General features: G+C 49.7%; 19 protein-coding genes, 2 pseudogenes and 1 riboswitch. Of the genes and pseudogenes, 13 read left to right on the top strand and 8 right to left on the bottom strand.

Features of this window, described 5'->3' with window-relative positions:
* Nucleotides 1–93 precede the first annotated feature (93 nt).
* From WG31_RS09790 to WG31_RS09760, 7 genes and pseudogenes are all read left to right on the top strand, one after another.
* Nucleotides 94–2,736, top strand: coding sequence for a Hint domain-containing protein (locus tag WG31_RS09790; protein WP_063354405.1), 2,643 nt, complete (start codon nucleotides 94–96; stop codon nucleotides 2,734–2,736).
* A 160-nt stretch (nucleotides 2,737–2,896) separates the two neighbouring features.
* A complete protein-coding gene (locus tag WG31_RS09785) occupies nucleotides 2,897–4,837 on the top strand; it encodes a Hint domain-containing protein (protein ID WP_245191497.1) in 1,941 nt (646 codons plus the stop codon).
* Nucleotides 4,838–4,905: 68 nt separating this feature from the next.
* Nucleotides 4,906–5,238 carry a hypothetical protein gene (locus WG31_RS09780; RefSeq protein ID WP_082823187.1) on the top strand — a complete coding sequence of 111 codons (333 nt, stop codon included), beginning with the start codon at nucleotides 4,906–4,908 and terminating at the stop codon, nucleotides 5,236–5,238.
* 30 nt (nucleotides 5,239–5,268) lie between these two features.
* Nucleotides 5,269–6,558: pseudogene (locus WG31_RS09775) on the top strand (autotransporter strand-loop-strand O-heptosyltransferase).
* A gap of 226 nt (nucleotides 6,559–6,784) precedes the next feature.
* A pseudogene (locus tag WG31_RS15545) lies at nucleotides 6,785–6,961 on the top strand (IS5/IS1182 family transposase); the annotation flags it as partial.
* A 370-nt stretch (nucleotides 6,962–7,331) separates the two neighbouring features.
* On the top strand, nucleotides 7,332–10,592 hold the full coding sequence (locus tag WG31_RS09765) for a Hint domain-containing protein (protein ID WP_063354947.1): 3,261 nt from the start codon (nucleotides 7,332–7,334) through the stop codon (nucleotides 10,590–10,592).
* A 345-nt stretch (nucleotides 10,593–10,937) separates the two neighbouring features.
* Entirely contained in the window at nucleotides 10,938–11,894 is a 957-nt protein-coding gene (locus WG31_RS09760) for an alpha/beta hydrolase (protein ID WP_063354403.1), read from the top strand.
* Nucleotides 11,895–11,950: 56 nt separating this feature from the next.
* Here WG31_RS09760 and WG31_RS09755 read toward each other — a convergent pair whose 3' ends face one another.
* Both WG31_RS09755 and WG31_RS09750 read right to left on the bottom strand, forming a co-directional pair.
* Nucleotides 11,951–12,655, bottom strand: coding sequence for a hypothetical protein (locus WG31_RS09755; protein WP_063354402.1), 705 nt, complete (start codon nucleotides 12,653–12,655; stop codon nucleotides 11,951–11,953).
* 100 nt (nucleotides 12,656–12,755) lie between these two features.
* Entirely contained in the window at nucleotides 12,756–12,998 is a 243-nt protein-coding gene (locus tag WG31_RS09750) for a hypothetical protein (RefSeq protein WP_035353640.1), read from the bottom strand.
* A 223-nt stretch (nucleotides 12,999–13,221) separates the two neighbouring features.
* On the opposite strand from WG31_RS09750, the gene WG31_RS09745 reads away from it, so the two are divergent.
* Nucleotides 13,222–14,580, top strand: coding sequence for an NCS2 family permease (locus WG31_RS09745; RefSeq protein ID WP_063354401.1), 1,359 nt, complete (start codon nucleotides 13,222–13,224; stop codon nucleotides 14,578–14,580).
* A gap of 48 nt (nucleotides 14,581–14,628) precedes the next feature.
* On the opposite strand, the gene WG31_RS09740 is transcribed toward WG31_RS09745, so the two are convergent.
* From WG31_RS09740 to WG31_RS09715, 6 genes are all read right to left on the bottom strand, one after another.
* The gene (locus WG31_RS09740) at nucleotides 14,629–15,945 is read right to left on the bottom strand and encodes an outer membrane beta-barrel protein (protein WP_063354400.1); all 1,317 of its coding nucleotides are present in this window, start codon (nucleotides 15,943–15,945) and stop codon (nucleotides 14,629–14,631) included.
* A gap of 128 nt (nucleotides 15,946–16,073) precedes the next feature.
* Entirely contained in the window at nucleotides 16,074–16,661 is a 588-nt protein-coding gene (locus WG31_RS09735; protein ID WP_209439342.1) for a hypothetical protein, read from the bottom strand.
* A gap of 42 nt (nucleotides 16,662–16,703) precedes the next feature.
* Nucleotides 16,704–17,255, bottom strand: a complete 552-nt coding sequence (locus tag WG31_RS09730) for a flavodoxin family protein (RefSeq protein ID WP_006116397.1) — start codon at nucleotides 17,253–17,255, stop codon at nucleotides 16,704–16,706.
* A gap of 174 nt (nucleotides 17,256–17,429) precedes the next feature.
* Entirely contained in the window at nucleotides 17,430–18,068 is a 639-nt protein-coding gene (gene petA, locus WG31_RS09725) for a ubiquinol-cytochrome c reductase iron-sulfur subunit (RefSeq protein ID WP_006116398.1), read from the bottom strand.
* An 18-nt stretch (nucleotides 18,069–18,086) separates the two neighbouring features.
* Nucleotides 18,087–18,863, bottom strand: a complete 777-nt coding sequence (locus tag WG31_RS09720) for a cytochrome c1 (protein WP_006116399.1) — start codon at nucleotides 18,861–18,863, stop codon at nucleotides 18,087–18,089.
* Nucleotides 18,863–20,281: a cytochrome b gene (locus tag WG31_RS09715; RefSeq protein ID WP_006116400.1), complete on the bottom strand. Its 1,419-nt coding sequence runs from the start codon at nucleotides 20,279–20,281 to the stop codon at nucleotides 18,863–18,865. The genes WG31_RS09720 and WG31_RS09715 overlap by 1 nt, the downstream gene beginning before the upstream one ends.
* A gap of 230 nt (nucleotides 20,282–20,511) precedes the next feature.
* A riboswitch (FMN riboswitch) is annotated at nucleotides 20,512–20,658 on the top strand.
* Nucleotides 20,659–20,757: 99 nt separating this feature from the next.
* On the opposite strand from WG31_RS09715, the gene ribD reads away from it, so the two are divergent.
* From ribD to WG31_RS09690, 5 genes are all read left to right on the top strand, one after another.
* Nucleotides 20,758–21,810, top strand: coding sequence for a bifunctional diaminohydroxyphosphoribosylaminopyrimidine deaminase/5-amino-6-(5-phosphoribosylamino)uracil reductase RibD (gene ribD / locus WG31_RS09710; RefSeq protein ID WP_082823186.1), 1,053 nt, complete (start codon nucleotides 20,758–20,760; stop codon nucleotides 21,808–21,810).
* Nucleotides 21,792–22,394, top strand: a complete 603-nt coding sequence (locus WG31_RS09705) for a riboflavin synthase (protein WP_063354399.1) — start codon at nucleotides 21,792–21,794, stop codon at nucleotides 22,392–22,394. Before ribD ends, WG31_RS09705 begins: the two co-directional genes overlap by 19 nt.
* 14 nt (nucleotides 22,395–22,408) lie before the next feature.
* A complete protein-coding gene (ribB, locus tag WG31_RS09700; protein WP_082823239.1) occupies nucleotides 22,409–23,722 on the top strand; it encodes a 3,4-dihydroxy-2-butanone-4-phosphate synthase in 1,314 nt (437 codons plus the stop codon).
* 36 nt (nucleotides 23,723–23,758) lie between these two features.
* Nucleotides 23,759–24,244, top strand: a complete 486-nt coding sequence (gene ribH / locus WG31_RS09695; RefSeq protein ID WP_006116404.1) for a 6,7-dimethyl-8-ribityllumazine synthase — start codon at nucleotides 23,759–23,761, stop codon at nucleotides 24,242–24,244.
* 70 nt (nucleotides 24,245–24,314) lie between these two features.
* The gene (locus WG31_RS09690) at nucleotides 24,315–25,325 is read left to right on the top strand and encodes a lysylphosphatidylglycerol synthase domain-containing protein (RefSeq protein ID WP_063354397.1); all 1,011 of its coding nucleotides are present in this window, start codon (nucleotides 24,315–24,317) and stop codon (nucleotides 25,323–25,325) included.
* Nucleotides 25,326–25,368 lie beyond the last annotated feature (43 nt).

The following is a 25,368-nucleotide window of genomic DNA, read 5'->3' as shown; positions in this document are numbered from 1 at the left end:
TCAAGTATTGTTAATGCAACAAAAACATTCAAGACAAAAAAAATACACGTTCTTTTTTTTGCGTAATTCAAGAATTAAGAGAGGTCTGATTTTATGACGACACAAGTAAACCAGACGACATACGTTTTTAGTGGTAACCCATATGCTCAAGCATCATTAGATGATGTCATAGTAAATGGTGGTGGTACACTGAATGTTGGAAACGGGGGCACTGTAGATTATGTAACTGCTCTTGGTTCACAAGGATGGAACGGCGTGGCTTCAGTCGCCACCATCAGCGCGCATGGTGATGGTGGCACTGCAATTGTTAAAGATTATACCATCAGCAACTATGCTCTGGCCTATGCCAGTAATGGTGGAAAGCTGGTAAACGGCAGTATTGATGGTGGTGCCGTTGAAATTGGGAGCGGTGGCCTGATTGGCGATTCCAATATTTTTGGAAGCGGCAACTACACAAATACAGGTACAGCCAACCAGACGCAGGACTACGTTAATGTCCTAAGCGGTGGCACGGCCTCCGGAATTACCACAATGGGTGGTAGTCTGAACATCGGTAGTGGTGGATTTGTAGAAAGTTCCCATGCGTCGTCCGGTTATATTAACGTATCCACTGGCGGTTCCGGAACAGGTAATACTGTTTTTGAGGGCGGCCAGCTAAATGCTGTGGGTGGCACGCTGACGGACAGCACCCTATCAGGCGGCGAGTTGTGGGTTAACAAGGGCGGAACAGCTAGCGGTGTACAGGATGGCAGCAGTGGGACGGCTGTAGGACGTATTTATCTTTCCAGTGGCACGGTGGACAATGCGACTATAAATGGCGGCACCATTTTTGTGGGCGACAAAGGTGTATTTGAAAATAGCACCATTTCAGGCTCAGGTACGCTCAGCAATACAGATACAGCCAATCAGACACAGGATTATGCCAATGTTGAAGCTGGCGGTTATGCTTCTGGCATTACAACACAAGGCGGTAGTCTAAATGTTCTTAGTGGAGCTTCTGTAGATAGTTCTACGGCATCTGCGGGTTATATCAATATTCAGGCCGGTGCCTCAGGTACAGGCAATTCTGTTGACGGTAATCAGGCTCAATTGAATGTGCTGGGGGGCTCTGTTACCAGCAGCACGGTTGGCGCAGGGCAGTTCAATGTTCAAACAGACTCTACTGGTAAAATCGCTGGGACAGCCACTGTTGTAACTGTGTCGGGCGGTGTCATGAAAGACATGGGTGGCACTGTTATCAGCGCCACCATCTTGGGTAGCGGTTCAGCCAATATTATCAGTGGTGGTGTGCTCAGTGCATCTACGGTTGAGAGCGGCGGTATTGTTGATGTTGATAGTGCAAGTACACTGGTTGGCACGACTACGGTAAGCAATGGTGGTCAGCTGATCCTGAACGGTGCTGCCGGTAGTGGTGATATCCTTCTGGCAGGCAGTAGTTCTCTGCTGACCATCAGTGGGAACACCATGCCCACCAACGTGATTAGCGGTTTGGAAAATGGCGGTAAAATTGATCTCGTTGATCTGAAGAGCGTCACGAACATCAACACCACATCTTCTGGTATTGATTTTATTGGTATAGATGAAAATGGAAATAGTGTTGATTTTCATCTGAATATTCCTGATGCCGACAAAATCGGAAACAAAATTATTTCTGATGGTAATGGTGGTCTTTACTACGAAGTCTGTTTTCTGTCTGGCAGCATGATCCGTATGAGTGAAGGTGATGTAGCTGTAGAAGATATTCAGATTGGTGATGAAGTCCTTGCTTTCGACTGGAAGAACAACAAGGAAGTGACCCGGCCCGTTGTTTGGGTTGGTAAATCACATGCTGTTGTTCGGCCCGGCTTACCAGATGATGAAGCCGGATATCCTGTACGTGTTCTGAAGGATGCCATTGCCGATGGTGTGCCTTACAAAGACATGCTGATTACTGCGGAACATTGCTTGTTTTTTGAAAATCGGTTTGTACCCGTACGTATGCTGGTGAATGGCGTGTCTATTTTCTATGACAAATCCATTACCTCCTACGATTACTATCACGTGGAAACCGAGCAGCATTCCGTCATTCAGGCTGATGGCATGCTGACAGAAAGCTATCTGGATACAGGCAACCGTTCTTCTTTCCGTCAGACAGGTACCGTTGTCACCTTACGTGGTGCGGTTCAAAGCTGGGAAAAGAACGCCGGTGCACCTTTAGGAGTGGAACGGTCCTTTGTTGAACCGCTTTTTCAAAAGCTGGAAGCACGGACTAGTCGTCTGACACAGACGACTTCAGTTCCTCTTGCAAAGTCAAACCTGACAAACGACCCAGATCTACATCTCGTCACGGAAAGCGGGGCCATCATTCGCCCCATTCGCCATGATGGTGAGCGTTACAGCTTTATGCTGCCGGCTAACATGGCCTGTGTGCGTATTGTCTCTCGCGCCAGCCGACCAGCGGATGTGATCGGGCCATTTGTGGATGATCGCCGCATGATGGGCGTTGCTGTAGCTGACGTATATTTTGTGACAGCCAAGCAGCAAACACACATTACTGCGCATCTTCAGTCTGAAAAACCAGTTGGTTGGCACGCAACAGACTGGACGGATTGCGCATGGACAAATGGTGATGCTGTTTTGCCCTTGGATGAACTGACACAGAGCGGAATGGGTATTCTTTCTCTGAATATCCGAGCTGCTGGCCCCTATCTGGAACAGAACACGAAAGCTGTTTTGGAAAACAGACGTTCTGCCTAATCCGAATACTTCCCTCCATTTTTTGATGGAGGGAGTTTTTTACAAATATCCGATGTGTTTTCACATCGGATATTTGTCTCTTCTCAATATTTCATGAAGCCGGATTTCTTTTCACGATTTTACGCTCTTCATGAAAGCGGCAAAGAAAGCTACGGTTACGATGTCTAATTATCCGCTTCCTGCGGCGACCCAAACAATTTCCGCTGGTCAAACAGTCAATGGTGCATCTTACAACACAGCTGACCATGTTGTTGTGGAAGGCTCTTTGACAAATGCCACTCTGACCCAGAATGGGGGTGGTATCGGATCTATCGTTGTGCAAAGTGGCGGAACACTCAATGGCGCCACAGTTACCTCGGGTGGTAATATCTTTGCGCTGGATGGTGGGAGTGCTTCTCATATTTCATTGGATGGCAGTAGAAGTGCTGACCTTATCGTAGAGTCAGGCGGCGCAGTTGACACTGTCTCGGCCTCCAATAGTGCGGGCATTGACTTACGAGGAGGCACACTTTCCAATGTGACGTTGACCACAAGTGCCAGTATGAAGGTTGAATCTGGCGCTACTGTTACAGGTGTTCAGGTCAATAACACAACAGAGGTTGATATTGATGCCAAGTCTCAGGTTTCCAACATTACCGTCTCCAATGGCGGCACTGTAGACAACACAGGTGGTAGCATCGCTTCAGCTACCATTGAAAGTGGCGGCAACGTTTCGGTAGAAAGAGGATATTCGTATGATTCCGCCACGAGTTCAGGTGGTTACCTTAACGGAACCATTGACCAGTGTATCATTAGTAGCGGTGGAACATTAACTGTTGGCAATGGCGGTTCAGCTACAAATGTCGGCCTGCAAAGTGGTGGGCTTATTGATTTTTCTACTCTGACATATGATTCCTCTGCCAAATATAGCTACGATGCTGCCACATATACCCTGACCGTGACAGGAAGTGGTGGAACAGCGAGTGTTACACTTGACCCCAAAACTTCAGATATTGTGGATGGTCAACAATTTGATCTCGTTGAAAATAGTGATGGCACGCTTGCCATAGAAACCTGTTTTCTTGCGGGTAGCATGATCCAGACCCCACAAGGTGATGTGCCTGTAGAAAACATCCGTTTTGGAGATAACATCACAGTCTATGTGGATGGCAAAACAGAAACACGTTCTATTATCTGGGCAGGCAAGGCACATACAACCGTCCGTCCTGAACGTTCTGATGATGAGGCGGGATATCCTGTTCGTGTCCTGAAAGACGCCATTGCCGATGGTGTGCCTTACAAGGACATGCTGATTACTGCCGAGCACTGCTTGTTTTTTAAAGATCGGTTTGTGCCCGTACGTATGCTGGTGAATGGCGTGTCCATTTTCTATGACAAATCCATTACCTCCTACGATTATTACCATGTAGAAACAGAGCAGCATTCTGTTATCCGGGCAGATGGCATGCTGACCGAAAGCTATCTGGATACCGGGAACCGCTCTTCTTTCCGTCAGGAAGGTTCCGTTATCATGCTGGGTGGAAAGCCTCGGACATGGGAACATGATGCCGGTGCGCCACTCTGTGTTGATCGTTCCTTTGTGGAGCCACTATTTCGAGCACTGGAATGGCGTGAAAACAGTGTGGTTGGCGCACAGATGCCGGTAGAAACGATGGAATTCACGGATGATTCAGATCTGCATCTCGTAACGGATACAGGAGCTACTGTGCGTTCGATGCGCAAGACGGCGCATCAGTATAGTTTCATGCTGCCGCCTGATACGCAGTCTGTGCGTATTGTCTCACGCGCCAGCCGCCCATCTGATGTGATTGGTCCGTTTGTGGATGATCGACGCCATATGGGGGTCGCAGTCTCCGAGGTGCATCTGATGTGTGCTAAACAGCAATTCAACATCACCTCTCACCTTCAGGCCGAGAAGCCAGAAGGTTGGCATGAGACCGATTGGGCAGATTGCGCATGGACAAATGGCAATGCCGAACTGCCATTAGGGGATCATCTGTCACATGGGAAAATGGGGATACTCTCCATGATCATCCGTGCCGCAGGCCCTTATGTTGTGAATGATCAGAAAACGACACGTATAAAAACAAAATCTGCTTAAAAATTAAAAATCTCTCCCTTATCGTTAGTATTAAGGGAGAGATTTTTTATGATCTTGATGGAACAGCTATGCTTCGTAAAACAGCAAATCTGGAATCACGTAATCCTCGCACCCCAACAGTCCGGATGAAAAAAATAGTTCCTTCCCAGGAAAAGACATTTCCCATCTATTTTGATGGTGAATGGTATCTTTTAGTAAATCCCGATGTTGCAGAATCTGGGATTGATCCTCTTGTTCATTTCATGGATTTTGGTGCACACGAAAAAAGAAATCCTAACCCTGATTTTGATACAGAAACTTATTTGCGCTTGAATCCAGATATTGCATCTTTTCCATTAGGGCCTTTACTCCATTATGTTTTCTATGGTTACCATGAAGGGCGTAAATTTCAGGCTCCATAATTTTTCTTAAATATTTGGACTGATTGTTTCATGACCGAAGTTTTTTCAAATTCAGAAACCACAATTTCTACGTCTTCTGCAGATGGTATTACCGAAGCTTCATCAAACCATTCGGCTTCGGTCAAATCTCCTTACATCAACCCTTCTGCTTTCCCAATTTTACATGGGCCTGATGGAATTTTGTTTGATTTCAATCAGGGTGCCCGTATTGTTCTGCCTGCACGTACAGAAGGAAAATGGCGGATTACATGACGTGATCTGGATACAGGGAATATTCTGTTCCAGAATGAAAATACGGACGCTACCGTACACTCTGCCAAACGCTTTTACGTTCGCTTTGGTATTATTGTTGAAGATATTTTACCTCAAAAAGAAGCCCGCATTGTTTTCCAGCATGAATTGAATTTGAAAAACAAAAAAGTTGTCATTCAATTTCCTGTCGGTACTTTGGGCGATACGCTTGCATGGTTTCCCTACGCAGCACGCTTTGCGCATATCCATCAGGCAAATGTAACCTGCATTCTCTCTGCTTTGATTATTCCTGTGCTGAAAGATGCATATCCAGAATTAACACTTATGTCCCCAGAAATAGCTTAGGAACAAGACATACTGGCAGACAGTTATGCAATGTACTGCATGGGGTTATTTTTTGATGATAAAGAAAATGTTTTTCAACCAACCGATTTTCGGTTGGTGGGTCTTCATCGCACTGCCGCGTATATTCTAGGTGTTGATCCTGCGGAAGAAGCACCCAAACTTGCTTTGTCTGATGAAACACGCCTGATAGCCGAAAAATATGTCTGTATTGCTGTGCAGGCCAGCACTCAGTGTAAATACTGGAACAATCCCACTGGATGGATGGAGATTGTTGCCTATCTTAAAAAGCAGGGCTACCGGGTTATCTGTATTGATCAAAGACCTGTACATGGCACAGCTATTGTCTGGAATCATATTCCTTATGGGGCAGAGGATCAAACAGGCAATCGCCCCTTAACAGAACGTGCACGTTGGTTACGACATGCTGAGTTCTTCATCGGCCTCAGTTCAGGTCTTGCGTGGCTAGCGTGGGCTGCGGGTACGCCTGTGGTCATGATCTCCGGCTTTACTCATCCTATCAATGAGTTTTATACTCCTTACCGTAATATCAATTGGCATACATGTAATTCCTGTTGGAATGATGAGCGAGAACGCTTTGATCATCATGATTTTCTCTGGTGCCCTCGTCATGCCAATACACCACGTCAGTTTGAGTGTACACGCCTGATTACGTCACAGCAGGTCATCGCTAAAATTAGTGCAGCCATTCATGCGCTGTCATAATACCAGTCATTGTTTGCTACAGCCTATATAAATTAGAAAACCTATTTGGTGATTTTCACTGAGAACTGGTGGTGTGTAAGGTTCCTTATGATTCTGTAAGGATGCTGAGGAGTTGAATGTCAGTGAAGGAAACTATCATGTATCAGTTGGATAGTTCGAAAAAGCCTCTGGTTTTGGGTCTCTCTCTATGATTCCTTCTCTTGTGTCATGACTGGAGGGGTGGCTCATGAGGCAGCCTGGTTTCTTTGATGTTGATAGAGCGGCTTGCTCGGCTGGGCGAGATTGGTGACCAACTTGAAGCGTTTTCTCGGACTGTGGATTTTAAGGCGTTCCGTCCGGATCTGAACAAGGCACTGACCTATTTCAGACAAAAGTATAAGGTGGGCGTCCACCGTGTGATCCGTAAGCACCGATGGAACCCCGCTTTGCTTTCCAGTGAGATAGCGTAGAGCTCGCGTGGCAAAAGGAGGGCCAGTGAGCGGACAACGAGCAGTCAAAAGAGCTTCGTATGAGTGCTTTCAGGGATGATGGCGTGATCGTGCGCACGAATAGATCGCATCAATTTAAATGTATATGTCCAGTTTCGGCAGAACAAACGATCAGAGATGTCGAAATGATGTTGGTAATAATCTAAAAAATGTGCTGTATCATTTTAGTTAATGTATGAATAACATTCATTTAGATATGAAGTGTCTAGAGAGGGTATATTTGTGTCTGAAGATAATAATACTTCTTCCAACGTTGTTGTGACGAGCGGTCAATCACTTACAGTAATGGATACTATTGTAGGTCTGACCGTTCAAAGTGCGGGTTCAGTTACAAATCTTGGCAACATATCCAGTGTGACGGATCAGGGGGAAGTGCAGAATCTGTCCACAATGCAAAGTGCTGTTGTGGAAGAAGGTGGCCTCTTGGAGAATGCGGGGGGAAGCCTGAACAGCGTAACGGTTCAAAGTGGTGGAAATCTAGAAAATACAGCAACAATTACAAACCTTACTATAGAAAGTAAGGGGCATGCCGCAAGCTATGCAGGTAATGTGCAGGACGTAACTGTCCAGAACGGCGCTACATATGAAACTGACGGTGGTGCTGTATCCGCTTTAACAGCAGATACGGGTGCCAATGTTCTTTTTATGGGAGGGTCAGGTTCTTCTGTTACGGTAAATTCCGGTGCATCTATCGGTGCGGTTCAGTCTGCCACCCTCACAGACGTCACAATGACAGCAGGCGGAAGTCTGCAAGTTTCAGATGGTGCTTTTGCGACGGATATTAAGATTACTGGGGACAAGGAAGGTACGCTTGTTGTTGGCAGTAAAGGGTATGTTTCTGGTGTAAATGTTTCTGGTGCGGCGGATAACAGCGCGCAGGCTGCAACAGGTGGTGAAGTTCACGATGTTATTGTCAATTCAGGCGGCGTTGCGGATGATGTGACGGTCTATCACGATCATCTGGTGGTGAATGGTGGTGGCCTGGCATCTGGCGTAACCTTGAATGATGCTGGTATTACCGTGCAGAGCAACGGCGTGGTGTCTGCCATGACTGTGAATGCCCAAGGTATTTATGCCGCGTATATTGATGGCGGCGTATCCCATGATGCGGTCGTGAATAACGCTGGCGCCATTGTAGAATATACAAACGGTTCAGCATACAACAACACTGTGAATAGCGGTGGTGAAGACGCTGTTCTGAATGGTCTGAGTGAAGCTGCAACCATTTCTGCTGGTGGTCTTCAGTTGGTAGCAACAAAAGGCGTGACCTCTGGAACCATCCTGGATGGCGGTCAGCTTCAGGCGGCATCTGGTGGCATTGCATCTGCAACAACCGTGAACGCCGGTGGCCTTGAAACTGTAGGAGCTGGTGGCACAGCGCTTAATCAGACTGTTCATTCCCAAGGCACTGTTGTTGTTGATGCGTCTGGGATCATAGGCGGTCAAACCATCCTGAGTGGTGGCAGCTTGAGTGGCGGCATACTCAGCGCGGGCGCAACGGTATCCGTACTCTCTGGCGGGTATGAAAGCGGTGTCACCATTGCAAGTGGCGGCAGCGCGGATATTCAGTCTGGCGGTAGTGGCTCCAATATTCTGATTGAGCGCTCTGGCGTAGAAAACGTGGCTCAGGGCGGTGTTGTCAGCAATTTCACCATTGAGACGGGTCGGCAGAATAATGCCGGGAGTGCCGTATCGGGCACCATTACCAATTTGGGTGAAGAACGTGTGATGTCCGGCGGCCAGGACAGTGACATGATTGTTGCAAGCCACGGGCATGAAGTTGTGAGTGCTGGTGGGGTCGCAAACCATACAACGTATAACGCCAATGGCTTTGGCTACATTAACGGCTCGGCTGTGAGTGCCGTTGTGAATTCTGGTGGTATCGAATTTGTTCAAAGCGGTGGCGTCACTACCAGCACAACGGTTAACAATGGCGGCCTTGAAGATGTTGAGGCAGGTGCTACAGCACACAATGAAACCGTAGGACGTGGTGGCACGCTCAACGTTTTCTCACAGGGTAGCCTGAATGGCGCCAATGTGTCTGGCGGGACTGTGGATGTCAGTTCTGGTGGATCTGCGGCAGATGTCAATGTTGCCAGTGGTGGCCAGTTGAACGTGCAGAGCAGTGCTGTGCTGAGTGGTACGGAGGTTCTGCAAAACGGCGGCAAAGCCACCATATGGGCCGGGGCAGGTGGCATTGTTGATCTGGAAGGCAGCACCAATACGGGGCTGACTTTGGAGGGTGTTGAGACATCTTCCGCCACAACCGTTACGACAGAAGTGACAGGTTTTGATGGAGCTTCTGCGGGAAACTCGGACGGGATTGTGCTTGCCGGGGTTAAGGCAACCGATATTACGTCCACCAGTTATTCAGCAGATGGCAACTACGTCACCTTGTCGTTTAACGAGGGTGGGTCTGTCACGCTGTACATTGATGATGTCAGCCAGTATGGGTATGCACTTTCTTCTGATGCAGATGGCAATGCTGTTTATGAAGTCTGTTTTTTGCCTGGCTCCATGATCCGCACACCATGTGGTGATGTTGCTGTTGAAACACTGCAACTGGGTGATGATGTTCTGACATTTGCAGATGGACAAAGCACTGTTCGTAAAGTGACATGGGTCGGTAAGGCGCATGCCACTGTGCGCGCAGGATTGCCGGATGATGAGGCAGGTTACCCTGTGCGTATCCTTAAGAATGCCATTGCAGATGGTGTGCCTTACAAGGATATGCTGATTACATCTGAACATTGCCTGTTCTTTGAAGGCAGGTTTGTGCCTGTGCGCATGCTGGTGAATGGATCTTCCATTTTTTACGATAAATCCATCACCTCTTACGATTACTACCATGTGGAAACAGAAGAGCACTCTGTGATTACAGCAGATGGCATGCTGACAGAAAGTTATCTGGATACAGGTAACCGCCGTGCGTTCCGTCAGGCTGGTTCTGTCATGAGCTTGGGTGGAAAAATCAAAAGCTGGGAAGATGATGCCGCAGTAGATCTGTGTGTTGACCGTGCTTTTGTGGAACCTTTGTTCTGCAAGCTGGCGGAGCGGGCTGCAAGTGTCGGCGGGCAGCCAGTGGCTACAGCATCGCAGGTTCTGACAGATGAGCCCGACCTGCATCTGGTAACAGATAAAGGTGCTGTTGTGCGTGCCGTAAGGCGCAATGGGCAGCGTTATAGCTTCATGCTACGTTCTGGCACACGCTTTGTGCGTATTGTCTCACGCGCCAGCCGCCCATCTGATGTGATTGGGCCATTTGTGGATGATCGGCGTGACATGGGTGTTGCCGTTGCGGATGTGCATCTTGCAACAGCCGGACAGCAGCATGACATTGCAGCGCATCTGATGCAGGATAAGCCTGAAGGCTGGCATGAGACCGATTGGACAGATTGTGCATGGACAAACGGAAATGCCTTGTTGCCTTTGGGGGATCTCCTGAGCAGCCATCACATGGGACTGCTGTCTATAACAATCCGGGCCGCCGGATATTATGTTCTGGGTAATGAAAAACTGGCTGATAATACAAAGAACTTTGCTTAATTAGAGAATAAGCCTTCATGGCCAGACGGATGTAAATCAGTCTGGCCATGAAGGCATTTGGACAATAGATACAGGTTGTATTTTAAAATACCTGTTGTTTGTTGATGAATTTCACATTCATGCAAAATATATTATGCGTTTTAATTTTATTTAAACTATATATTTTTTATAAATTGAATTTATAACGCATATATAATAATGTATTATATGAAAATCATATATAAAATATTGATATATTTTATTTTTATATTGATACTAATCAATAAATTATGATGATCGTGAGTATATAAACTTGTCTTGCGGCACGGTCTGTGATGCCAGCCGCAAAATAGGAGGCGAGTTACTATGCCAAAATCAGTAGTTAATCCCGAATTTCTTCCCATTCTTGAGAAAATGCCGTCATTTGATGGTCTTTCATCGCTTTCACTTCCAGAAGTGCGAGAAGTTTTTCTAACATCTGTGCGCCTTATAGAAGGTCGGCCTCTGCCAGATGTTATCACGCGGGAAGAATACGTGCCGGGGTTGAATAATGCCCCAGATGTACGTGTTGTTGTTTATACACCGCGCGAAGTGCAACCCAATGCACCCGCTATGGTTTACATTCATGGCGGCGGCCTTGTTTCTGGCCACCCGGAAGTGGATGACCCCAAATGCCAAAAGCTGGCTAGTGATCTGGGTTTTCAGATTTTTTCGGTTGATTACCGTCTCGCGCCAGAGGTGAAATATCCCGGCGCTATTGAAGATTGTTATGCCGTTCTGAAATGGGTGCATGAAAACGCCAGCACACTTGGCATTTCGCGCGATAAGGTTGTTGTTGCCGGTGAAAGTGCAGGTGGTGGTTTAAGCGCAGCCCTAAGCCTGATGGCGCGTGACAAAAAAGAATACAAACTTGCTTTTCAGCTGCTTATTTACCCCATGCTGGATGATCGTACAGCAGTAAACAGTGATCCAGGCGCTAATTTTGGCGAATTTGTCTGGACACGTTCTGCCAACAAATACGCATGGCAGGCTTATTTGGGCGATAAAGCGGGTGGCCTAAAAACGCCGCCATATGCAGCCGCTGGTCGTGCAACAGATCTGGCAGGTTTGCCCCCCACCTTTATTGGTGTGGGATCAATGGATCTGTTTTTGAAGGAAGACCTTGATTACGCAACCCGCCTGATGGCAGCGGCTGTGCCCACGGAAGTTATGGTGGTGCCGGGGGCTTATCATGTGTTTGATATGTATGTGCCGGATGCAGAACTTTCCCGTAGGTTTATGGATGCCTACTGTGCAGCACTTAAACGCACATTGAATCTGTAATACCATTAGTGCCTGACAGGTTATTTAGCCTGTCAGGCTGTGGTGTTGTATTGTATTTACCCACCACCTCTGCATGAAGCCATTTCTCTGATGGAAACCGCTTCTGATGCCGCTTTGCGCAATTGCTGGGCACAATTTTGCGCTGAAATGATCATTCTTTGTGCGCTGGCAGAAAAGGGCAGTCTGCCTCCACTTTTGCCTGCTGCGATAAGAGCCAAATCTTTATACGCATCTACAAAAATATTTTGTGCAACACTGCCTGTGTCTTCGCAGCCGCCTAAATCTGTTGGCTGGAACATGTTTTTTGCACGAAAGCAGAGCAGAGAAATTTTTTTTCCGGCAGAATAAGATGAGGCAGCATTTACACCATTATTGGAAAGATATGCCTGCACATCATCTATTCCTGATGGGGAGGAAGCATAATCAACATAAAAATCTTCCCCAGTTTGGGAAACAGAAAGAGCCTGCCCGGTAATATAGATAGGCTTATCCATGGGGAAATTTTTTGCAGCAGTAACAGAACTGGATTTCCATTCTGCCCAATAGGCTTGGGCTGTTATGGATGTTGGGCGCGGAAAAACTGGAGCCCAGTTAATAAGGCTTTTGCCACCACTTAAAAATGCTTTGATATCATTGGTTAGTAAAATGGATGCGGCATCTACATAAGGGTAAGCATCATCTACAGTCTGCGGTGCAGAAGAGGCTATAACTGGTGTTGCCCATATCAGCATGGCAACCAAAAGTATCTTTTTCAAATTCATCTCCCTTCTTTATCCGTATTATATCCTTCGGAAAGAAGAAGAGGCAGCCCCGTTCTAAAATGAATGACGGGTGGTTTTTGACCACCCGCCTGCGCGATTATCAGGAATGTGCGGTAATAACGGTTTTTGCTAGAGATTCAATTTCAGAGGCTTCTACACCTTCTGGGTTGCGCTCTGCTTTTTTAGCCACTTCGCGTTCGGCTTCACCAGCCTTAACGCCGCCTTTAAGCACATAATTTGCCAGTTCACGCACTTCTTCCTTAGTTGCCAGCTTGGGCTGTTTAAGGGCGCGTTCTGCCAGATGGAAAAGGGAGCTGGTTTCGTGCGGTGCTTTATCGGTCATAAAAAAGTCCTTTCTGCTTTGATGCTCAAGCCTAAGCATTTGTTCATTTTACGAAATGGGGATGCTCCCTGCATTCAGCTACGGGGAAGGAGGGATGGCTGCTATGTGCTGCGCAGATTGCGTGCGTTAAGGCAGGAAATCTTTTATTCTGCTGGTGTTATTTTTGTTCGTACATCCGTAAGATAAAGCAGAAACTGGCCCCAGCAGCACTGCCGAGGAATGGATGAGAGATTTATGGTCAGGCATGCGTGCATGTCTGGATCGTGTTTTTGATATTTCTGGCCGAGGTTCCAGTATTCCCAAGGAAGTTGTGGCGGGTATCACCACCTTTGGGGCAATGGCCTATATTATGGCGGTTAACCCCAATATTCTGGCTTCTGCCGGGTTAGATCAACATGCCATGGTTATCACTACAATTGCCTCTGCGGTTGTGGGGTCCTTTATCATGGCGGTGGGGGCCAACCTGCCCATAGCGCTTGCACCTGTTATGAGCAGCAATGTGGTGTTCGCCCAGATTGTTATTGTGCGTATGGGAGTGCCACCGGCTCAGGCCTTTACAATGGTGCTGTTAGGAGGGCTGGCCTTTCTGTTTCTCTCCCTTACGCCGTGGCGCCGCAGAATTGTTGAAACGTTTCCGCTTTCGGTCAAACAGGGCATTCATTTTGCCATTGGAGCCTTTGTGGCTCATATCGGCATTGTAAATGGTGGCTTGGTAACGAAGGGTGGAGAAGGGTTGGTTTTTGGGCAGTTGTCCAACCCTGTTGTGCTTTTAGCGCTGGCCGGGGTTTTTCTGGCCATGATGTTAAAATGGGCGCGTGTACCGGCCGCCATTTTGGTGTCTGTTATTGCCGTAACAATAGCTGGTTTATGGGTTGCACATCCAGATGGCAGCAAGGTGACGCAACTTCCCGCGCATTGGGTGGATTGGCCATCCTATCCGTGGTTCATGTTGTTTCCGTATGATTTTCATGGCCTGTTTGCCAATCTGTTTCTGGTTTTGCCCATAACGCTTTATTTCTTTTTGGGTGATTTTTTTGATGCTACCGGCACCATGATGGCCGTAATGCAGCGTTCTGGCCTTAAGGATAAACAGGGGCAGCCTTTATTGGCAAAATCGGCTTTTGTGGCAGATGCAACGGCCAGTGTTATTGGTTCTGCTTTAGGCACATCCACTGTTTCGGCTTATCTAGAATCTTTGGTGGGCGTGGAAGAAGGGGGGCGCACAGGGCTGACAGCGCTGGTAGTGGCATGTTTGTTTGCTGTGTCATCTATCTTGTGGCCGCTTATTATCTGCGTGCCTGCTGTGGCAACTGCTCCGGCTCTTATTCTGGTTGGCTTGGGTATGCTTGGCAGCCTGCCAGAGCTGAAATCTTTGGCTGTGCAGGAGCGGGTTATTCCGCTGTTTATGTTGCTTGTAACCGTGCTGACGGGTGATTTTATGGTCAGTCTGGCGCTGGGTTTGCTGCTGCACACAGCCTTTGTGCTGACAACCCGCAAATGGGCAGAACTTACCCTGATGCTCTGCGGGTTGGACTGTGTGTTTATTTTGTATCTGGTGCTCTCATCCAGATTAGGCAGTTAAAAAGACAAAACAGGCTGCGGTGAATATTGCAGCCTGTGTCTGAATGTATCAGAATCCGATAACCGCATCGCCACCAAAGGTGAACATGCCGTTGTTGCGGCCACCATTAAAAGGTGTGGTGCCATTAAGGGAGCGATCAAACCGTATTTCTGGCCGAAGCTGAAATACGCGCACATGGTGCCCCAAATCTGGATGATACACGACGTTCAAGGAGAGATCCCCATATGTGGTGCCATGACCAGAGGGGCCAGCAACAGTTTCTCCGCCCGTGCCAGCCAAGGCTTCCATATAGGAGTTGTTGCCGCGGAAGGTGGCTACCATCATGTTGTTATTATCGCGGTAAATTTCGCCGCGGTAATTGAAGGTGAATTCCTTGTTGATCTTGTAGCTCAGGAAGCTGACAAAACTTTCTGCATCTGCGCCAGCAAATTGCCCACGCGCACCTATGCCACGCACCCCTTCATCATGCAGGTAGTTGAATTCTGCAGTAACAGAGAGCTTGTCATTTATATTATAGGTGGCGTTGATATCGTTCCAGAAGCGTTGTGCGTGGTCTGCTTCGTAATGCCCGACCGAGCGCCAAGAGTTTTCCGGCCCAACGCGGCTGAGTTCTACAATGCGTAGTTTCCCATGTGCGAGATTATTGAGGTTGAAGCCAAAATAAGCCGCAGGCATGTGGTTGTTATCGGAGCTGCCAAAGGATGTCTGGTTCCCGGTATCAATTCCGAAAGTGACATCCACTATTGGCGTTACGTGCCAGTTAAACATAGCGCCAATATGCTCAAACGGCACAGAATATTCAGATGTATAGGCAAGTGTATAAAAGGCGCGGGATGTGGGGTCTAACCCTTCAACACCCATGGGGGCCTGTAGAATACCAACCTGCATATCCAGCCCACCTTTTGTTAGCCACGGTAGATGCACATCCACATGCGCTTGGGCGGGAATAAGCTGGTAACGCGCCTTCCATTCCTGATCTGAAATGCCAAGCACATGGTAGTATCTGGCATCGGAACCATACAGCCCTTCTAGGGTGAATCCGATCTGATACTCGTTCAGGCTGGAATCGATGGCTTTGGAAATAGTGAATTCAGCTTGGTTCAGTTGTACCTGGTTGGCGTGGTCGGCCAGAAAGTCTCCGTAGTTATAGCCGGGATTGGGGCGTGCCGGATTGGCCATGATACCGCCTTCAATCTGCCCCGTAAGGGTAATATCAGACAACCAGCGGCCCAAGCTGGAACTGCTGGTTTTCAGGCTTGTAAAGGGCAGAACCTGCGCATGTGCAGTTTTATGCAAAACCGGAAACAACAGTGAAGAAGCAGAGAGAAGCAGCAGAACTTTCTGTTTTTTAGGAAGCGTCGTCATGGAGGGGGATGTCCCTTCAGTGCGGCTGTTACATGGCCAAAGTGTTTGGTAGTTTAGGCAGAAACATTCCGATAAAGAAATAAAAAAGAAATAATGAATGTTATTTACCCGTGGCGTAGGATTGGCAGTTATAATTTTTGCCGCATTTGTTGGCGCAGGTCATTGCAGCGTTTTGTATAATGAGCGGCCTTGAACGCAGTAAGAAAGTTAATGAAAAACGCCGCAGCCAAGGAGAGGAAGGAAAGTAACGTTAGCAACTCTCCAGATGTTCGCATTGGATCATCGTAATGCAGGCCAGAATACCACAACAAGCTTATGCTCACGATTGCACCAATAAAGCCAAAAACACCCGTTGTTTTAATCATGGAATCTTCCACGGTTTCAAACTCTGATGTCTCACGCCATAGGTCAAAAAGCTGGCGGTCTATTTCACCCACCGCGCCTGCATGGGCTGCTTTATCTTCTGTTGTTACTTTGTGTGGGTTCTTGCGGTAGATTTCCAACTCCTGCCGTGCTTTGGAAAACACACGGCGGCGTTCCTTAATGGCAGGGATGCTGATATCCACAAAGCTGAGAATAGCAACATTCAGCCCCGCAGAAAGCTGGATGATAGCCTGAAAATCCCCCCAAGAAACAGCCATTACGTCCCCGTTTGCGGTAGATACTGGGGGTATTTTAGCGTTTGAGGGGCTGGCTGAAAAAGGTATAGCCAGCATGTCTGCTATTCGGGGGCAGGAAACATGCTGGCTAAATGCTTGTTATCTAAAGCGCGCAGTTACCTCGGCAATGCGTGTGCCGTAAGTGGTGGCTGTATCCAGATCACCGCTCGGAATTTCATCTACACTAGCATCAGATGGGCTTTGCACCAGCAGGCCGGCGGCACCACCCAGCACGTTGATATCGGCTTTTGTAGCGGCTTTTGTGTTGGAAGGCAGCAGGTCTAGGCTGATCCAGATGCCACCGTGCTGCGCCGCCAGAACCTGAAACCATGCCATAGTGCATCCTTTATCCCCCACCGGGCTGGCGCTGTTTGTAAATCCGGCAAACAGTTTGTTCTGCCACCCACGATTGAACCAGATGCGGGATGTAGCATCTGCAAATTTCTTAAACTGCCAACTGGCATTGCCCATATAGGTGGGGGAACCAAACACAATGGTTTTGGCTTTGTTTAAAGCTTCCCAGCCGTTTTCTGGCAGATCACCATTTTGATCAATTTCCAGAATTGCAGCGTTAGCACCTTTGGCAACGTATTCTGCTACTCTGCGCGTGTGGCCAAACCCAGAATGATAAACCACCACAATATCAGACATTTATTTATACCCTTGCAATCAAGATGGTTGAAAAACACAATTTAGATTGGCGGTTTTCCATTCTCTCGATAAGAGTGCATTTTGGCAATTCATCTCACACTCCAAGAGTGAGGTGAGCCTACTACGCAGATATAAAAAACGCCGCAGGGTGAGTGCGGCGTTTGTAGTAGGTGTTTAGATCTGTTCGATTGTTGAGAAATCGAAATTTTGCCCCTTGGGGTTTTCTCCCAGCCGGATACTGGTTGGTGAGGGCATGGAATAAGGCGGCACAGGCAAATTATACGGAGCCGGTGCGCCTTTATAAACGCGGCCTGCCAGATCAAATTTTGACCCGTGGCAGGGGCAGCCATAGCCGCCACATGTATCAGCCGTGTTGCCTGTAGGTTGGTTAAGGCCCGGTACGCAGCCCAAATGCGTGCAAATACCCACGTAAACACCATATTCTGGCACAAGAGAGCGATGCCAGTTGCGGGCGTAAGCGGGCTGCTGGTTTGCAGCAGACTCTGCATCCCGTAGTTTTTCGGCCAGCGCGTGGTCTTGCAGTGCAGCAATTTCTTCTGGTGTGCGGCGCATGATGAACACAGGCTTGCCCTGCCACACAACTGTCATCTGTTGGCCGGGGGTAAGTTTGGAAATATCAACATCCACAGGCAGATGGGCGGATGCGCTGTCTTGCGGCTTCAGGCTTTGCACAAACGGAACAGCACAGGCTGCCAAGCCTGTCACTGTGCCAGCCGTGGTTACAATTCCCAAAAAGTCACGGCGTCCGGGGGCTTGTTCTGTTGCTGCGGTTTCTTCGGTTTCGCGTGTCATGCTGTTCGTGCTTTCCGTTTATCCGTGCGATTTCAGGTTTTTCCAGATTTTCCGCTTCCATGCGATAGCCAGAACAAGCAGAACAGCCAGATAAGCCAGAACCCCTTTGCCAATATGGTGGCGCTCATTACGGTGCGGATCTGCGGCCCAGACCAAGAAAGTGGTGATATCTTTGGCTTGCTGCTCCACAGTTGCCGGTGTGCCATCAGGGTATTGAATGGCACCGTTCATCAACGGCGGTGGCATACCAATCATATGGCCTTCTGCCCAATCATTATAGAATTTGCCCGGCACAATAGGGGCATCAGCGGGCGGGGGCATGCGGTAGCCTGTCAGAAAGGCGTAAAGCCAGTCTGCGCCACCAGGGTGCACAGCAGCCAAGCGAGATTGATCTGGAGGCGCAACCCCACCCATAACAGCGGCTGCCGCTGCATCATTGGGGAAGGGGGACCGGAAGTGATCATCCGGCAAGCCGGGGCGCATTGTGGGCATGCCGGAGATGCCAACCGGGCCGGGAATCTGCTTGCTATGGGCAAGGTCTGTAATTGCCTGATCACTTAGCCCAATGCCTTCCAGATCTCGATATGTCAGACTGCGCATGCCGTGGCAACTGGCGCACACATGATCATACACCAGAAAGCCGCGTTGCAGGCTGGCTTTATCATAGGTGCCGGTGGCACCCTCAAAGCTCCATTTCTGATGAGGCGGGGCTTTATTATCCGATGTGTTGGCCAGTGTGGGCGTTGCAAGCGTAAATGCTGCCAGTAAGGAGCCTGCAAAAACATGCTTACGCATTAGGCGTCTCCCTGTGATGCAGCAATGGAGGAAGGGAGAGGGCGCGTTTTTTCCGTGCGGGACACAAGGGGAAGGAACACAAGAAAATACCCAAAATAGTAAAGCCCGGCCAAACGGGCGGCAATCAGCCAGCCACCTTGTGCGTGGTGTTTGCCCGCATCTGCCAGCACAATAAATGCACATACAACGCCCAACAGCCCAATACGGCACAGGGGGCGGAAACGCATGGAGCGCACGGGGGAGCGGTCAAGCCACGGTAAAGCAAACAAAACCAGCAGAGAACCAGCGGCCGCAACCAGCCCGCCAAATTTGGATGGCACAGATTGCAGCAGCCCGTAAAACGGCAGGAAATACCATTCAGGCTCAATGTCCGCAGGCGTGTGCATAGGGTCGGCCGGGGTGTAGTTGTCTGGTTCAATCAGCATATTGGGCCAGAAGAACATCAGGGCCGCAAACACCATGGCAAACAGAATAAGGCCAACCAGATCTTTGCTGATATAGTATGGGTAAAACGGCACCGTATCTTTGGGGGTGCGTGGCTCAACCCCAGTTGGGTTGTTGGATCCAGAAACGTGCACAGCCGCTACGTGTATGCCTACAACCCCAACAATCAGAAATGCCAAAACAAAATGCAGCACAAAAAAACGATGGAGGAAGATGTCTCCTAGATGGTCGCTGCCTGTCATGATGTGTTCTAGCGTTGGGCCAATACCCGGTATGGCGCCAACGGCCTTGGTAATTACATCTGCGCCCCAGTAGGACATTTGGCCCCACGGCAGCAGATAGCCTGCAAAAGCGGTGGCCATAACCATCAGCATCAGTACAAGGCCGGTTAACCACAGCAGTTCACGCGGGGCTTTGTAAGATCCATAATAAAGCCCACGGAACAGATGCAAATACAAAGCAGCCAGAAACAGGTTTGCGCCTGTCATATGCATGGCACGTAAAAGCCATCCGCCAGAAAGCTGGCGTTCTATAGCTTCAACAGAAAGAAAAGCCCCTGCATCTGTGGGGGTATAGTTCATGGCAAGAAAAATGCCACTGGCCAGCATCAGCCCCAGAACAAGCGTAAGAATGGCCCCAAAATTCCACCAGCCATTCAGATTGCGCGGCACACGGAAATCAACATATTCAGCCCGAAAGGCAGAAATGACCGGAAGGCGTCTGTTAATCCAGCCAGCCAGGCCAGAATAGGGTGGTGTAGAAGAAGCAGATGTTTGCTTCTGGTCGGGTATGCTCATGGTAAATCCATGTTGGCTGGCAGAAACAGGGGCAGATAGTGCTCCGTATTCCGCTGTGGCTGTAAGGAAAGGCAACGCATAGCCAAAAACGGCATGCGGAATCTGTGGTGCAGATCTGATATGAAGGGCATACAGGTTAAAGTTGTTTCGTCTGCCTGCGTATGATGCAAAACGCACGTGCCTGTGGATATGCCATAAAAACCTGCCATAGATTGCTATCAGAATGACCGGGTTTAAGGAGCAATAAGTTCCTTTTACCTAGTTTAGATAGATATGGCGGCATCATAACTTTCCCGAAACATTTGGGCAAGGTAGAGGCGGTTTTTAACAAACTGTGAAGGCATTTGCTCTTGCATAAGAGAAAATGCAGGGCCATCATACTTGTTATCACTCGCATGTTGTGGGTGTGATGTTCTCAGGGCAGGGTGCAAATCCCTACCGGCGGTAAGCAGCGCAAAGCGTTGTAAGCCCGCGAGCGCTCGCTTCTGGCGGGGTCAGCAGATCCGGTGCAATTCCGGGGCCGACGGTGATAGTCCGGATGGAAGAGAACAGAAAGACTGGTGCGTGATCGTGATTCGTTCAGAATGACGTGCGTGCAAGGCTATCTTACGCCCTGAGTCCGTCTGGTTTATGAGAACGCGGGCAGAAACAGGGTGAACAGCTTTTCACAGATTTCCCGACAGATCATGCCAGAACGCATTGGTGCGGCGTTTCATCTCGCCGTGGCTGAGGCGTGGAGTTTTGTAGGGCGCACAGCCCCCAACCCGCCAGTAGGGTGTGTGTTATTGGATGCGCAAGGAGATGTGTTGGTTGTGGCCGCACATCATCAGGCAGGCACCGCACATGCAGAAAGACTGGCTGTAGAGCAGGCGCGTGCTCTTGGGTTGGTGGAGCGGATTGATACCGCTGTTGTCACGCTGGAGCCTTGTAATCATACCGGTCGCACCCCCCCATGTACGGAAGCACTGCTTTCTACCCCAGTAAAAACTGTCTGGATTGGCTGTGCAGATCCTAATCCACACGTGCAGGGCGGGGGTGCCGCACGTTTGGAGCATGAAGGTATTACGGTTAACCGCTTGTGGCAGTGCATGAATGCTGCGGGCACATATGCACGTTGCCGTGCGTTGCTGGCACCATTTGCTTGGCGCATGACACATGGGCGGCCTTGGATAACCGTTAAACAGGCGCTGGATAGCAAAGGGTCCATGGTGCCACCCCAAGGGCAAAAAACCTTTACAACCCCTGCATCCCTCCGTCTGGCACATGCTTTGCGGCGCGTAACAGATGGTATTGTAACAGGCACAGGCACCGTGCTGGCTGATAGGCCCACGCTAACTGTTCGGCATGTTGAAGATCACCCTGAACGCCGCCGCCTGTTGGTGGTATGTGGCCAGGAAAAACATGCTCCGGCTGAGTGGCTGGCCAGTGTTTCAGCCGCGTTCGATGTAAGCTTCTGCCCTGATATTGCACAACTGCCATATATTCTGGCGCAAAGTGATGCGCTGTGGGTGCTGGTAGAAGCCGGGCCAACTCTGCTGGAGGCCCTTAAAACCCATAATTTGTGGGATGATTGGCTGACCATCCTTCAGGATGCTTCAGGGCAGGATCATCTTGCTGTTTCAACTCAACATGATGTCACACCTCTTTCTTTGTTTCCTGAATGGATGCGGTGTGCGCAGGAGCAGGTATGTTTTCCGGTATCATAGAATCTCTCGGTCATGTGGTTAAGGCGGAGCACAGCCCCCAGTCTCTTATGCTGGAAGTGGAAACCGGGCTGCATGATGTGGCGGAGGGTGAAAGTATAGCCGTAAATGGTGTGTGTTTAACGGCAGTCGCGCCTTCGACAACTGGCCTTGTTCGCTTTTTTGTAAGCAGCGAGACACTGGATTGCACCACGTTGGGCGCGCTTAAAGTCGGGCACCAGATCAATCTGGAACGTGCCGTTACCCCCGCTACACGTCTTTCTGGCCATATTGTGCAAGGCCATGTGGATGCCGTGGCGCGGTTTACAGAATGTACGCAGTTTGGCGATGCGCGGCGCGTGGTGTTTGAAGTGCCAGCCCAGCTACGGCGCTACATGGTGGCTAAAGGGTCTGTGGCACTTGCGGGCATTAGCCTGACGTTGAACGAAGTGGGTGAGCCAAATGGCGAGACCTTTCCCATCGAACTGATGATTATTCCGCACACATGGGAGCACACCACGCTCGGCACATTGAAGGTGGGTGATGCCGTGAATGTGGAAGTGGATATCATTGCCAAATACGTGGAGGCACAATGCCGGACCAAGTAAAAACAGCAGCTCCTGTGGCAGCTAAGGCATCGGCAAGGCTTTTGCAGGCGGTTGAAGCCGTGCGTGCTGGCCGGATGGTCATTATGGTGGATGATGAAGATCGTGAAAACGAAGGCGATCTGGTCATGGCCGCTGAGTTTATGACGCCAGAAGCCATGAACTTCATGATCACCCATGCGCGTGGCCTTGTGTGCCTGCCACTTACGCCAAAACAGGTGGATCGCCTCGGTCTGGCCATGATGGTGCGGCAAAGCGACAATACCGCTCAGTACGGCACGGCGTTTACGGTCTCTATTGAGGCGAAGGAAGGCGTTAGCACCGGCATTTCTGCGCCAGACAGGGCGCATACTGTGCGTGTCGCGGCATCAGAAAACGCAACGCCAGCAGATATCGCCACACCGGGCCATATCTTTCCACTGCGGGCCGCCCCAGGTGGGGTGCTGGAACGTATTGGGCATACCGAGGGATCAATAGATCTGCTGCGTTTGGCCGGGTTAAAGCCAGCTGCCGTTATCTGTGAAATTCTGAATGAAGATGGCACCATGGCGCGCCGTCCTCAGTTAGAAGTGTTTGCCCGCCAGCATGATCTGCCGATTGTCTCTATTGCAGAGCTGGTAACGTGGATTAAAGCACACGGTTTGTCATCCTTGGCTGCGCAGGCCGCCGAAGCAAATCCGGAAACTGCGCCAGAGCCTGCGGTGCCAGATCTGGCGCAGGCATCCTTACCCAGTGCTTACGGTGGGGACGATTTGATCATCCATGCTTTTCAGGATGAAAACGGCGTGGAGCATGTTGCCTTGGTAAAAGGGGATGTGCGCCGCAGCGGTGCTGTGCCGCTGGTGCGTTTGCATTCTGAGTGCGTGACAGGTGATGCTCTTGGCTCCCTGCGGTGCGATTGTGGGGCACAGTTGCATGCAGCGTTGCGGGCCATAGGGCAGGCGGAATGTGGCGTGCTGGTCTATGTGCGCGGGCACGAAGGGCGTGGTATCGGGTTGGTCAACAAAATCCGGGCCTATGAACTACAGGATGCCGGGCTAGATACGGTGGATGCCAACCATCGGCTTGGTTTTGCAACAGATGCCAGAGATTGGCGCGCAGCCTCTGGCGTATTGCGCAGCCTTGGCATGGGCGAATTGGATTTGCTGACGAACAACCCAGATAAAGTGCGCGCACTGGAAGCACGCGGGTTTATGGTGCGCCGCCGGATTGGGCTGGAAATTCCACCTACCGCGCATAATCGTGCCTATCTGGAAGCCAAACGCCGGCGCATGGGGCATCATCTTGGGCAGTTTATTGCCGTTGATGCCGAACCGGATGCGGTTGTCTGATTTTTACATAAGTGAGTTATTAAAGGTGTTTAACTGATGGGTACACGTTCCCCCGTTTCCTTGCCGGATCTCAAGGCGCTTTCTCCTGCGCCGCGTTTGGCTATTATTGTCAGCCGATTTAATGAAACTGTGACAGGTGGCCTGCGTGATGGCGCAGTGGCTTGGCTGGCAGAACATAACATTGCCGTGAAAGATGGTGATGTATTTGCTGCGCCCGGTGCCTTTGAAATGCCACTTCTGGCACAGACACTCGCCAAAACAGGCAACTATGAAGGCGTTATCTGCCTTGGGTGCGTGGTAAAAGGGGATACAGCGCATTTTGAATTTATTAGCCTGGGCGCCACAATGGGTATTCTTCAGGCATCTTTGGCCACAGAAACGCCTATCGCCTTTGGTGTGCTGACAACTTATACAGAAGAGCAGGCGCAGGTACGTTCTGCGGATGATATCCATAACAAAGGGCGCGAAGCCGCTGCGGCGTGTGTGGAATCTCTGGCCTTGCTGCGCCAGATCAAAGGCTGAATAAATGAGGTGTGTTAGGCTGCACCAACCGAAAGTGTAAAAGCCAAGCCAGAAAAAGGATGGAGGGAGCATGAAGCGGGTCACTCTCATTGCCGGGATTTTCGGTTTGGGGTTGACCGTATGGATGCTGGCCCAGTTTGGGGTGTCCTCCATTTTTTCTCTTGTTATGACAGGCGGTTGGGGCATTTTAGCTGTTATTGCTTTTCATAGCGTACAGGTTTTTCTTTCTGCTTCCGCTTGGCGCACTATTGCGGGCCAGACTTTTGGCCCGGTTCTGCCATTAAGAGCCTATTTCATGCTCCGCTGTGTGCGAGAGGGCATAAATAACCTTCTCCCAGTTGCACAGGTTGGTGGGGAGGTGATGTCCTCCCGCTTGCTCGCACGGCGTGGCTTGGGCCTAAAACATGCGGCTGCCGCGACAATTTGTGATCTGACAATAGAGTTGCTCAGCCAAGTGGTGTTTACCCTCAGTGGCTTGGTCATGTTGCTGTTCTTGGTCAAGCGCTCCGCCGTTACAGACCGATTGCTGGAAAGCGCATTGGTGCTTTTGGCTATTGGCGGCGGCGTATTTATCAGCCAGTGGCTTGGGGCCGTGGCTTTCATAGAAAAATTGCTTATCCGCATAGCTGCTCATCTGGGGTGGAGCGGTGTTGATGGTATTCGCGGCCTTAATAAGGAAGTGCTCGCGCTGTATAAATCAGGCCGCAATGCGGTTAGTGGTCTGATATTGCAGTTTTGTGCGTGGGCTTTGGGGGCCGTTGAGGTGTGGCTGATTCTGCACTTCATGGGGCATGGGTGCTCTCTTGCTACCGGATTTGTGATCGAAGGTGTGGGAGAAGCAGCTAAATCAGCCGGGTTTGCCGTACCCGGGGCCCTTGGTGTGTCAGAAGGGGGCTACATTATGGTTGGTAGCCTTTTTGGCATGCCGCCTGCAGTTGCCATCGCGCTTTCTCTTATCAAACGTTTGCGTGAAATTGCTTGGGGTTTGCCCTCTCTTATATTGTGGCAATGGCTTGAGCATACATGGCGCCTTTATGCCGAGCGCCTGCGTAAAATGCCCTTTTCCCGCACGGGTCTGTAAAAAGGAAAACAGAGCCCTGCTTACATCATCACTTGCTTCTGGC

It is taken from the genome of Acetobacter oryzifermentans (assembly GCF_001628715.1).
Classification (GTDB): Bacteria; Pseudomonadota; Alphaproteobacteria; order Acetobacterales; family Acetobacteraceae; genus Acetobacter; species Acetobacter oryzifermentans.
The sequence above is the reverse complement of the archived record's forward strand: the minus strand, read 5'-3'. Positions and strand labels throughout refer to the sequence as shown.